The sequence below is a fragment of the Sodalinema gerasimenkoae IPPAS B-353 genome (assembly GCF_009846485.1).
Classification (GTDB): Bacteria; Cyanobacteriota; Cyanobacteriia; order Cyanobacteriales; family Geitlerinemataceae; genus Sodalinema; species Sodalinema gerasimenkoae.
The window spans coordinates 3,361,756-3,373,384 of sequence record NZ_ML776472.1 but is presented as its reverse complement, the minus strand read 5'-3'; the positions used below and the strand labels follow the sequence as shown (position 1 = coordinate 3,373,384).

9 protein-coding genes and 1 tRNA gene are annotated in these 11,629 nt (G+C 51.7%); 5 read left to right on the top strand and 5 right to left on the bottom strand.

Annotation, left to right across the window (positions count from 1 at the left end):
• The first annotated feature begins 367 nt into the window (after nt 1-367).
• A complete protein-coding gene (locus tag L855_RS14640) occupies nt 368-3,361 on the top strand; it encodes an Ig-like domain-containing protein (protein WP_159789217.1) in 2,994 nt (997 codons plus the stop codon).
• 460 nt (nt 3,362-3,821) lie between these two features.
• On the opposite strand, the gene psbD is transcribed toward L855_RS14640, so the two are convergent.
• On the bottom strand, nt 3,822-4,877 hold the full coding sequence (gene psbD, locus L855_RS14635; RefSeq protein WP_159784867.1) for a photosystem II D2 protein (photosystem q(a) protein): 1,056 nt from the start codon (nt 4,875-4,877) through the stop codon (nt 3,822-3,824).
• A 268-nt stretch (nt 4,878-5,145) separates the two neighbouring features.
• On the opposite strand from psbD, the gene L855_RS14630 reads away from it, so the two are divergent.
• The 4 genes from L855_RS14630 to L855_RS14615 all read left to right on the top strand — a co-directional run bounded on the left by L855_RS14630 (nt 5,146) and on the right by L855_RS14615 (nt 6,990).
• Nucleotides 5,146-5,415: a UPF0367 protein family gene (locus L855_RS14630; RefSeq protein WP_159789215.1), complete on the top strand. Its 270-nt coding sequence runs from the start codon at nt 5,146-5,148 to the stop codon at nt 5,413-5,415.
• Nucleotides 5,415-6,092, top strand: a complete 678-nt coding sequence (locus L855_RS14625) for an energy-coupling factor ABC transporter ATP-binding protein (RefSeq protein ID WP_159789213.1) — start codon at nt 5,415-5,417, stop codon at nt 6,090-6,092. The genes L855_RS14630 and L855_RS14625 overlap by 1 nt, the downstream gene beginning before the upstream one ends.
• Before the next feature lie 153 nt (nt 6,093-6,245).
• Nucleotides 6,246-6,794 (top strand): NYN domain-containing protein, encoded by a 549-nt coding sequence (locus tag L855_RS14620; RefSeq protein WP_159789211.1) that lies wholly within the window; start codon nt 6,246-6,248, stop codon nt 6,792-6,794.
• Nucleotides 6,795-6,918: 124 nt separating this feature from the next.
• Nucleotides 6,919-6,990, top strand: a tRNA-Asn gene (locus L855_RS14615).
• Nucleotides 6,991-7,086: 96 nt separating this feature from the next.
• Here L855_RS14615 and L855_RS14610 read toward each other — a convergent pair.
• The 4 genes from L855_RS14610 to clpP all read right to left on the bottom strand — a co-directional run bounded on the left by L855_RS14610 (nt 7,087) and on the right by clpP (nt 11,543).
• Nucleotides 7,087-8,268 carry an aldo/keto reductase gene (locus tag L855_RS14610; RefSeq protein ID WP_159789209.1) on the bottom strand — a complete coding sequence of 394 codons (1,182 nt, stop codon included), beginning with the start codon at nt 8,266-8,268 and terminating at the stop codon, nt 7,087-7,089.
• A 120-nt stretch (nt 8,269-8,388) separates the two neighbouring features.
• Nucleotides 8,389-9,267: a hypothetical protein gene (locus L855_RS14605; protein WP_159789207.1), complete on the bottom strand. Its 879-nt coding sequence runs from the start codon at nt 9,265-9,267 to the stop codon at nt 8,389-8,391.
• Complete coding sequence (locus L855_RS14600; RefSeq protein WP_159789205.1) at nt 9,227-10,513, bottom strand: Glu/Leu/Phe/Val family dehydrogenase; 1,287 nt, start codon at nt 10,511-10,513, stop codon at nt 9,227-9,229. Before L855_RS14600 ends, L855_RS14605 begins: the two co-directional genes overlap by 41 nt.
• A 421-nt stretch (nt 10,514-10,934) precedes the next feature.
• On the bottom strand, nt 10,935-11,543 hold the full coding sequence (clpP, locus tag L855_RS14595; protein WP_159789203.1) for an ATP-dependent Clp endopeptidase proteolytic subunit ClpP: 609 nt from the start codon (nt 11,541-11,543) through the stop codon (nt 10,935-10,937).
• Nucleotides 11,544-11,629: the final 86 nt, after the last annotated feature.

Sequence of the window (11,629 nt, the reverse complement as noted above, 5' to 3'; positions counted from 1 at the left end):
CGCCCTGGGGGTGTCACCCATCAGGGTTAGTCCTAGGGTTTGAGGGGGTCAAAGATAGACAGGCATTGCTATGCCGTGCTTTGGGGAGACCCCGGATGCTTGTCACAATTTGTAACATAAAAATTGGAACCGGAGCTGGGCACAAACCGTCTTAAGCTGCCACTGGGCAAAGGTTTGAGCTAATGTTGGCTCGTCTTTTCTGACTCGTCTACCTTGCTGGAACTGTGATCTAGGTAGTCGGGCGATCGCTCGGGGGAGGGAAAGGCTAGGATAGGATGGATTGCCCAGTACTTCGGCTGATGCGATCGCCATGTCTGATGACCTAACTCTCCATCGTTGACTCACTCTTCGCGAGTTAAGAACTGTTATGCGCTATTCCTCTTTTGCTTTTTCTCCCTCTCGCCTCGTTGTTCTTGATGCTGGAGTGGACTCGGTTCAATCTCTCGCGGCTGGGGTGCGCTCTGGGGTGGAGGTCTTGATTCTGCGGGGCGATCGCGATGGAGTGGGGCAGATTACCGAGGCGATCGCCGCTCGGCCAGGTTTACAAGAATTGCATATTATTGCCCATGGTTGTCCGGGGTCTCTGAGACTGGGAAACGGTGAGCTGAATTTGCAGAGACTGAGGGATACGTCTTCAGGTGTACAGGCTTGGGGTGAGGGCAAAGAAGATTGGGCGATCGCCCTCTATGGCTGTCAGGTGGCCGCTGGGGATGCGGGGGCGGAGTTTATTGAAAAATTACATCATCTGACGGGGGCGACGATTTCTGCCTCGACTCAGGTGGTGGGTCATAGCAGTTTGGGCGGTACTTGGGAGTTGGATGTCCAGCAAGGTCTGGGCCGAGTTCCTGCGGTGGTGCTGGATGAGTCCGTACGGCGATCGGTTGTGGAAGTATTTCCAACCTTTGACTTAGGTCCTAGCCCCGCCAACCAAGTGCTTGCAATTACGCGTGCCCAATTGCTGGGACTGAATGGCGACACTGAACTTTTTCCTGAACAGGTAACAACGGCACGAGGAATAACTCTTGATTTCCAAGCGGGAACTACATTTAACTACGATCCTAGAAATTTGGATGTTTTCCGAGCGCTTCCAGAGTTTCAAGCCAACAATGACGATACCTTCATTATTGATGAATTGAACTTCAGAGCCAGTCCCGATGGAACGACCTTTCCAAATCGCACTGCTCTTATTAAAATACGGGGAGTCAATGAAGCTCCAGTCGCCTCAAATTTCTCTGTTGGCATTGGTGATCCGCCGATCCTAAAAACTGAAACCTTTGTAGTCAATAACACAGGCAATAGTAAGTCATTACGTCAAAACGCCACGGATATTGACAACGATGACGATGACCTCGTTTTCAGCGGGCCCGACACCAGTTCTCGGGGGGCAACGGTTACCATCAACGAGGATGGAACCTACACCTATGACCCTCGAAATGTTGATGAGATTCAACGCATCCCTGATGGTCAAACCATTACGGACACCTTCCAATATACCGTAGAAGATCCCGGTGGACTGACCAACTCAGGAACCGTTACCGTTCAAATCCGAGGCTTAAACACAGCGGTTGTTGCCAACGATAACGAGGCCAACGTACGACGGGGTGAATCCGTCACCATTCCAGTTCTGGCGAACGACACCAACATCGAGGGTGGTCCCATCACCATTCTCGACTTCCAAGCCAGCACCGACAACGGAGGCAGTATTAGCCGTAGTGGTGACTCATTAGTTTATCGTGCCCCCAATGACTTTATTGGACAAGACACCTTTAGCTATATTGCCGCCAACCTAGGGGGAAGTGACAGCGCCAACGTCACCATTACGGTTAACACTCCCCCTAACGCCTCCAACGTCACCGCCTTTAGTGAATCAGCCGCACAACCGATTCGTATTGCTGTCCTAGACAACGACAGTGACCCCGACGAACCGTTTGGGGATACCATCAGCGTCAAGAGTACTGATGAGTTGCCCCGACGGGGTGGCCGCCTCAGCATCCTCAGCACCGGAGAAATTCTCTACACCGCTCCGAGTGGCTATAACGGACCTAACCGTTTCCAATACACCATTGAAGATAGTCTCGGCGCCACCGATACCGCAACCGTCGTCATTAACCCCCCCAGAGCGCAAGACGACTCCTTCCGCACTCGTCCTGATCAAGTCTTGCGGATTCCGGTGCTGGAGAATGATGAAGTCTTTAGTAATGTCTCCATTGTCGCCTTTGACACCGAAGGACTCAACGAAGGCTCCATTACTCGGGATGGGGATCAACTCGTCTATGTGGCCAAACCCGGTTTTGAAGGCTTTGATTACTTCGAGTACACCATCGAAGACATTGATGGCAACCGTTCCACCGCTATGGTGGAAGTGCTTGTCTCCCCCAGTGTGCGCACTCCCGAAGAAGAGGAAGCACGCCGTCGTGATCCCGAGAATCCTTTTGGCAATATCGGCAGCACCATTCAAATTCCACCCATTCCCGATCGCGGCCCCAATCCAACGGTCGACAGTCGGGAGGTTCCCGCCGATAGTGAAGACTTTGTTCTCATCGGTGATGCCAATGCCAACACGCTCGTGGCCCGGGATGGGGCCAATAATGCCATTGCTGGGTTAGAAGGGAACGATAATATCTTTGGGGGCACAGGGGACGATACTCTCTTTGGTAACCAGGGTAATGACTTTATTCGCGCTCGTGCCGGGAACAATCTCATCTTTGGTGGTGCAGGGGATGATTATATTGAAGCGGGCCCCGGTAATGACACTATCTATGGGAACCGTGGCAACGACATGATTAAGGGCAGTTCTGCCGATGACTTAATCTTTGGTAACTCCGGTGTGAACCGCATTGATGGGGGGTCAGGCAATGACACGATTATTGGTGGTGTTGACCCGGATATTATTACCGGAAATGCGGGTAACGATATCATCGCCGGTGGCGGTGGGGATGACCGCATCCAAGGAGGAGATGGGAATGATTTAATCTTTGGCAATGAAGGGAATGACCTGCTTGATGGGGGTCGTGGTGATGACACCATCTACGGTGGAAAAGGTGACGATACCATCTATGGCAGTGCTGGCAATAACCGCCTCAAGGGAGATTTGGGTAATGATGTGCTCGTCAGTGGCAGTGGCGCAGACTCCTTTGTCTTGGAGGTTCCTGATGATGGTTCGGTGGATCTGATTCTCAACTTTAGTCCTGACCGGGGTGATAAGTTGGTGGTTTTGGGCGGCTTTGATGCCTCTGATATTATTGTTCAACCCAGTGGTGACAATAGCCTGATCCGCATTGCCAATACAGATATTACTCTGGCTGTCTTACAAAGCACTCCCTTTGATCTGATCGGCCCTGAAGATTTTGTGTTTGAGTAATGACTTGAGTTAGCTTGGGGCTTCCCTGCCCCCAAAAAACTATCCGCTCTTACTTGTGAGTACGAAATACGCACCAAACAGTAAGAGCGGTCTAGCGGATCTTCAAATTGGAACCTGACTGCCGGAAGGAACTCTAAGTTCGTTTGTCTTCCAACGCACAATACAGCACCAATGGCGCAAGCGATTGCTTAGAGAACAGCCCCGGCACACAGCCGGCAAAGTCCAATTTGGAGACCCTTGCAACTACTACTATCTTGCATGGACATCACCTCCAAATCGTGAAACAACTTAAGAACACAGGGTTCTTACTGCTGTTAGGATAACACAGGTTTTCAAAGATGGGCGAGATATGAGCAATTGACTGAGATCGCCAGCCCATTGGCTCACAAAAATCCCCCTACAAGAATTCTTGCAGGGGGGAAGGGTCAACAGAATTGACCCTGGGGAAAAATCGTGAACCTTAGAGTGCGTTACCGCGAGGCAGAACCTCCTCGGGGAACTCAAAGTTTTGGTGGGGTTGGTCAGTCGGAGCCATCCAAGCCCGAATCCCTTCATTGAGAAGGATATTCTTGGTGTAGAAGGTTTCAAATTCGGGGTCTTCAGCAGCGCGAATTTCTTGGCTGGTGAAGTCATAGGCCCGCAGGTTTAAGCCAAGTCCGACAACACCGATGGCACTCATCCACAGTCCCGTCACAGGAACAAAGAGCATGAAGAAGTGTAACCAGCGTTTGTTGGAGAAGGCAATCCCGAAAATCTGAGACCAGAACCGGTTGGCGGTCACCATGGAGTAGGTTTCTTCGGCTTGGGTGGGTTCAAAGGCGCGGAAGGTGTTGGCACCTTCACCATCTTGGAAGAGGGTGTTTTCCACAGTTGCACCGTGAATGGCGCACAGAAGTGCCCCACCGAGGATGCCGGCAACGCCCATCATGTGGAAGGGGTTGAGGGTCCAGTTGTGGAACCCTTGGAAAAAGAGAATGAAACGGAAAATGGCCGCCACACCGAAGCTAGGAGCGAAGAACCAACTCGATTGTCCCAGGGGATAGAGAAGGAACACGCTCACGAACACGGCGATGGGACCGCTGAAGGCGATCGCGTTGTAAGGACGCAATCCCACCAGACGGGCAATTTCAAACTGACGCAGCATGAAGCCAATCAGTCCGAAGGCGCCGTGGAGGGCGGTAAAGGTCCAAAGTCCACCGAGTTGGCACCAGCGGGCAAAGTTCCACTGGGCTTCGGGACCCCACAGGAACAGCAGGGAGTGACCCAAGCTGTCAGGGGGGGTGGACACGGCAACGGTCAGGAAGTTGCAACCTTCGAGGTAGGAAGATGCAAGACCGTGGGTATACCAGGATGTGACAAAGGTGGTTCCGGTGAGCCAACCGCCGACGGCGAGGTAGGCACAGGGGAACAAAAGAATACCGGACCAGCCGACAAACACGAATCGATCGCGCTTGAGCCAGTCGTCAAGTACGTCGAACCAGCTTCTTTCTGGTGCGCGACTTACAGCGATGGTCATAGAGTCTAACTCCGAATGAGTGCGTCAAATCGTTGGGCAACGTCCCAGGAAGGCATCGTTGAGAAGAATGATAACAAGGTGTTCCCGAGAAGTTTACGATTCTTTACTATGGTACTCATTTTTCTTAAAAAGATCCACTCTGGCTCCAGATGATTTCGGTCTTGGGCAAGATTCTGGCCGCGATCGCGGCCCAATCTACCGACATCCGATACAGTAGTTAACAGTCACAGTTTTAACGTTCATTGCGACGGTAGGCTTCATTACTTATATGTTTACGATTGACCTGATCCTGAAATACACCCCCATGCCCCTGTCTGTGCAACGGAAGGATGAAGAGGGGGCCGAGTCTCTCTACCGAGAGATCTGTGAGGCGATGAACTCTGGGAATCCCAAGGTTCTCGAACTCACCTGTGAGGGCAAAATCGAGAAGCGTCTGAGTGTCGCCACGAGTGAATTAGTGGCGGTACAGGTGTCTCAGAAAGGTCCGGCTGGGGGCGATCGCCAGCCAGGATTTTTTGTGGCCACCGCTGAGTCTTAATGGCATCAAGGTCTACACATCCCGCCATTACGGTGCGGGATGTCTCATTTGAATGGAACTCGGGCAGCGTTGTCCTCAATCACTGTAGTCTGGAGGTTCCGGCGGGAGAGTTTTGGATGCTCCTGGGAACCAATGGCAGTGGTAAGTCAACGCTGCTGAGGATTTTAGCGGATTTACTGCCTCGCAACGGGGGCCAGGTGGAGATGCAGGGCCAGGTAGGGTTTGTGTTCCAAAATCCTGATCATCAGTTGGTGATGCCGACGGTGGGGGCGGATGTGGCCTTTGGTTTAGTCGAAGAACGTCTTACGGTTCCTCAGGTGCGGCAACGGGTGACGGAAGCCCTAACCTTGGTGAATTTACAGGCCCTGCAACAACGGCCCATTTATGCCCTCAGTGGGGGGCAAAAACAGCGGGTGGCTATTGCGGGGGCGATCGCCCGCCATTGTGATATTCTCCTGCTCGATGAACCTACGGCGTTACTCGATCCTGAGAGTCAGACGGATTTGGTGCAGCAGGTGAGTGAGTTAGTTCGCCAGCGACAGATGACGGCGTTGTGGGTGACTCATCGTCTGGATGAATTGGATTATTGTGATGGGGCCTTTCTCCTCGAAGGGGGGCGGGTGGTGGATTCGGGGGAGCCGGAACGCCTGAAACGCCGCTTGATGTCCCAAGGCTGACGGGTTATCGGGGCCTGGATGACCGCCTCGTCTAAGAAATGAAGAGTCGGAGGGGAGGGTGGCACAAAACTCAACAATGGGCAATGATGTTAAGCAAAGATGTAGTTACACTTGTTCGTCTTTGACCCCATACGTTTTTCTGAGCTTGTTAAAATGCCACGTTCTTCAACCCCCGTAACCCTCCTTGTCGATGGGTATAACATCATTGGTATCTGGTCAGCTCTGCGCGATGTCCGCGATCGCGATGGCTTAGAAGCCGCCCGCAGAGAGCTAATTGAATCGTTAGTGAACTACAGTGCCTTTCATGGCTATGAGGCGCAAGTGGTTTTTGATTCTCAATATCGTAATTCCCGAGGGATGCGAGAGGTGATTTCTCGTAACCTAGCGGTGCAATACACAGATTTTAATCAAACCGCAGATACTTATATCGAAAAACTCTGTGCGGTGCGGGCCAGACAACGAGCGCCCTTTGCCTCTCGCACTATTGTCGCCACGAGCGATCGCGCGCAACAATTAACGGTCGTCGGCTATGGTGCGGAGTGGATGTCGGCGGATCAACTCCATTTGGATGTGAAGGCCACTCAGCAACGGATGCGCCGTCGTCAACGCAGTAAACCCAAGCGGGCCAGTCGTCCTTTTCTGGGAAGTCGCCTCGATCCCATTGCCCAGCAACGACTGGCTCAGTTACGCCGAGGTTATTAATCCCCCCCGGGGTGGTAGTTTCAGCCCCCATCTGGGGAATTTCAAAAAAAATTCTCAAACCCCTTGCCAAAACCAAATCCCTGAGCTAAGATTGATAATGCGTTGGGAAAAAACGCGCCGACAATCCTCAGTAGCTCAGCGGTAGAGCGGTCGACTGTTAATCGATTGGTCGCTGGTTCGAATCCGGCCTGGGGAGTTTTACAAATCGGCAGGGGCGAAAAATCTTTCGCCCCTGCCGATTTGTATACCATCCAACGAGTTGCACCTGATTTCCAGAAGGCTCCCTTTTGGATTATTGTTGAGATAGCCGTTGCACATCTCGTCCCCCCAAGAGTTGATGAGTCTCCTGCAACAGATCCGGGATAATCTGAGCGTGGGGACTGTCTCGTAACACCTGTAAGAGCGACCGCTGATTCACCTCTTTAGCCGGCTTACCGGGGAACCAATGACCGCCATTTCCCAGCAGGTTATAGCGCATTTTGCCATAGTCAATCATGTCGTAGGCGATCGCCAAGTTCCGTAACCAGAGAATTACCGGGATATTCACCTCACCCGGCGTTTGATGATACTCCGGCAGGCCCTTAAACCAGGAAGAATACCAGTCTTCACCTAAACGGGCGATCGCCGCCGTTTCCAGACGCTCTAAAATTGGCGGTAGAATCTCATCCGCACGTTCTAACAGGGGTAAGGTTTTGAGATGTTCATCAAAATCCGCCGGGCGGGCCGCCCCTAAACTCAGGGTATGAACTTGTGGGTGACTCAAACAAAAAAGATTGTTAAACACCAGCGGCGAGAGAGGTTGACATAACTCCACCAACCGAGGCGAGGGTTGATATAACAATCCCCCCTTATTCGATGGACTGATAATAAATATCCCCATATCATGGTGTCGCGCCGCCTCAATGGCCGACCAATTGGCTTGATTGATATAGTACCAATGCAGATTCACATAATCGAATTGATCCGAGGCGATCGCCCTCTCAATCAACTCCGTCGCGCCATGAGTCGAAAAGCCAATATAGCGAACCTTCCCCTCTTCCTGTAGCCGTTGGGCTTCCTCTAAACAGCCCCCTGGCCGTAACGTCTCCTCTAGCAGTTGTGGCGTATTCAATCCGTGAATCCCCAACAAATCCACATAGTCCAACTTGAGATTAGCCAGGGATTGATGGAATGTCTCGCGAAACTCCCCAGGATTGGCGGTGGGAACCACCTTGGTTTGTACAATCAACTCATCACGGGGAACCTGAGGCAAAATCCGCCCTAACTGAACCTCTGAGGTTCCATAGCCTCGGGCTGTTTCAATATGGTTAATGCCCAGATCGAGCGATCGCCGAATCACCGCCTCCAAATTGCGCTGATTCTCCTGGGGAATTTCTCCCGGTGACACATCTTTCCAAGAATGTTGATAGCGCATCCCCCCACAGGAGAACACGGGCATCTGTAACTCGGTGCGTCCAAAACGTCGGTATTTCACAGGTTAAACGAGACTAAAACGGGGCTACGTTAGGGAAACATCGTGGGCTGTACTCTGTCATCCTGGAGTTGAGCCAAAGCTGTTACATAATTTTACTCAATTTTGCCAATCTCGACAGGGTTAACGGCCTCGGAGTAGTCGCCAAAAGCGTCTGAGGCTGTAACGCAGACTCTTAAGGTTGAAATGAGGCCGCAGAAACTCCCAGCCAACAGCCCGAAAACGTCGCCAATAAAACCCCAAGGTATACACCCCATCCCGCCAACGTCGTCCCCAGGAATTGACCTGAATCCCCCCCGGATCGAGCCGAACTCCGTGGGGGTTATAGTTGGAGGTGTTGAGAGGATTTAAAGAGGTGAGATTATCCCGTTGGGCTAGGGTGTCATAGGCCAGTCCGGGGCGGTTCTCGGGTTTCTCCGTCTCGTCAATCCATTCCCACACCATCCATGTGAGGCTAGCGGCTTGAAAGCGGGCGATATCTTGGCTGACACCTTGCGATCGCAGATATAAGCCGATGGGAATTTCCGCCCAGATACCATGTTGCCAAACCCATTGCGAGTCAAAACAGGCTTTGAAGGCCCAAGACTTGTCCTGAAACTCCGAAGCGTTTGAGTTAGAGGGGTCTAAGAGAGATACCTTAACAACGCGCCCGATAAGACCAACTCCTGCATAGGTGACTCGTAAGCTCAAGTGATAACCTGCCCCGCACTGGAGATGGTAGGTGGTGGCTTCTGCAAGACAGGGGGACTGTCCGACGGTGATGGCCAGGGCATCAAAAAACTGCCGCAATGCCCAGGTGGGAAATGACTTCGAGAGGGCTGGAGGAAGCGGGCAAAAATAAAGGCGATCGCACCCCCACGTTCGACGCACCTGTTTACAAAGGCGGTAAAACTGCCAGGGAGACAGGAATTTACGGGCGGCCAGGGCTTCGATGAGGGCTTCGGGGCGATCGCCAATCGCCTCACGATTTCTCGAAGTATTGTTGAGTTCCCTTGGCTTCAATGGCCAAGGCGAGACGTTTAAGAGCATGAATATAAGCGGCGGTTCGCAGTGACACGCTCAAGACTTGAGCGAGATCGACAATCTGCGAGGTTTCCGCCTCCATTTTGGTTTGTAGGCGTTGGTTGACATCTTCGAGACTCCAATAGAGTCCGCTGCGGTTTTGGAGCCACTCAAAGTAACTCACTGTCACCCCGCCAGAGTTCACAAGAATATCAGGGACCACACATACCCCATTCTGCTCCAAAATTAAGTCTGCGGCCGAACTTATCGGCCCATTAGCCACCTCAAAGATGAACTTAGCCTTAATATCATGGGCATTCGCCAGAGTGATTTGGTTTTCCAACGCCGCCGGAACCAGCACATCCACATCCAGCGTCAGGAGTTCACTGTTGGTGAGGATTTGCCGATCGCCTAGATTACAAACACTGCCTTCACAATAGACCGCTTCGATCTGTTTTCGCTCGCGCTGATAGCGACGTACACCCGGAATATCTAAACCTTCAGGATTATAAATGGCCCCTTTGGAATCACTCACAGCCACCACCTTGTAGCCGGCGTTATGGAGTAACTCGGCCAACATTCCCCCAGCATTACCAAACCCCTGAATGGCCACCGTTGTTGCCTGGGGTAGTTTTTGATGTCTGTTCATCAAATTGCGAATGACGAAATAGGCCCCCATGGCAGTGGCACTCTCTCGCCCCAGACTCCCGCCAATGGCCGTCGGTTTCCCCGTCACCACAGCCGGGGAAAATTTGCGGCTGATAATACTATATTGATCCATCATCCAACCCATAATGGTGGCGTTGGTATATACATCCGGGGCGGGAATATCGGTATCGGGGCCAATAAAATCGGCGATCGCATCAATATAACCTCGGCTCAATCGTTCCAATTCCATTCGAGAAAGAGCTTTGGGGTTGACCACAATTCCCCCTTTCGCTCCCCCAAAGGGAATGCCCACCGCTGCACATTTAAAGGTCATCCAGAACGCCAACGATTGCACTTCATCGAGGCTGACATTGGGATGATAGCGAATTCCCCCTTTTGTCGGGCCTCGGGTGTCATCGTAGCGAACCCGATAGCCCTGAAATACTTTCAACTCACCATTATCGAGACGTACAGGAATCGAAACCGCCAGACTTGCCTTGGGATAGCGCAATCGTTCGATCGCTTCACTCGAGATTGAGATATGCTGCAAGGCTTTATCGAGCCGAGTCATGGCGTCGGCAAATAGGGATTGAGACATAATATAGCAAAAATTGGTCTGAATAGGACAAAAAATGGGGGAGAAGAAGGCAGTAGGCAGTAGGCAGTAGTGGTCTGAATAGGACAAAAAATGGGGGAGAAGAAGGCAGTAGGCAGTAGGCAGTAGGGAAGAGAAGGCAAGAGGCAAGAGGCAAGAGGCAAGAGGCAAGAGGCAAGAGGTGGGGAAGTCTTTCCCAACGAGCAAGTCCTAAGTCAATCTTCGATTGCTATATAAAAAGGCAACACACTCAAGCTTTAGTGTTTAGGTATTTATTCCTCACGTAGCGATGCCATCAAATCCTTGATTTTATTGTCTCATACGATCTTAGAGAAATCTGGAAACTCAACAATACATAAAATAGCAGATATACCGGAGCATATCTGCTATAATAGGGGTGCTTATTTTTCGATTTTTGGGACTCTTAAGACTCCACGGAAACCGGACGACTCGCAGAGGGACTGCGTTCAATGACATGGTCAATTAAGCCATAGTTTTTGGCTTCCTCAGCCGACATAAAAAAGTCTCGTTCGGTGTCTTCTTGCAACTTCTCTAGGGGTTGTCCCGTTTGTTGCGCTAAATAGTGATTGAGGCGATTCTTGATGTAGAGAATTTCTTTGGCTCGAATCTCAATATCGGTAGCCTGTCCTTGAGCACCGCCGAGGGGTTGGTGAATCATGATGCGAGAATGAGGCAGGCTCATGCGCTTCCCAGGTTGTCCAGAACTGAGTAAGAACGCACCCATACTGGCGGCTAAGCCGAGGCAGATGGTGCAAACATCGGGGCGTACATGATTCATGGTGTCGAAGATACCCATCCCGGCAGACACCGCACCGCCGGGGGAATTGATATAGAGGTAAATATCCTGTTCGGGATCTTCGGCTTCTAGCACGAGGAGTTGGGCCACGATACGGTTGGCCAACTCAGGGGTGACTTGTTCCCCCAGAAAAATGATACGCTCACGCAAAAGCCGTGAGTAGATGTCAAAATAGCGTTCGCCGCGCCCGGACTGTTCGATTACGGTGGGTATCATTGAGTTTCTTACTATGCTTGACGTAGTCTGGTCTTGACTCTAGTTTAAGGCGATCGCCGTCTTTCGGCAGATCGAGGTTGACCTTC

Coding starts and splice junctions, on each gene's coding strand:
- L855_RS14640 (WP_159789217.1), top strand. CDS start 368: ATGCGCTATTCCTCTTTTGCTTTTTCTCCCTCTCGCCTCGTTGTTCTT.
- L855_RS14625 (WP_159789213.1), top strand. CDS start 5,415: ATGGCATCAAGGTCTACACATCCCGCCATTACGGTGCGGGATGTCTCA.
- clpP (WP_159789203.1), bottom strand. CDS start 11,543: ATGATACCCACCGTAATCGAACAGTCCGGGCGCGGCGAACGCTATTTT.
- psbD (WP_159784867.1), bottom strand. CDS start 4,877: ATGACCATCGCTGTAAGTCGCGCACCAGAAAGAAGCTGGTTCGACGTA.
- L855_RS14630 (WP_159789215.1), top strand. CDS start 5,146: ATGTTTACGATTGACCTGATCCTGAAATACACCCCCATGCCCCTGTCT.
- L855_RS14620 (WP_159789211.1), top strand. CDS start 6,246: ATGCCACGTTCTTCAACCCCCGTAACCCTCCTTGTCGATGGGTATAAC.
- L855_RS14600 (WP_159789205.1), bottom strand. CDS start 10,513: ATGTCTCAATCCCTATTTGCCGACGCCATGACTCGGCTCGATAAAGCC.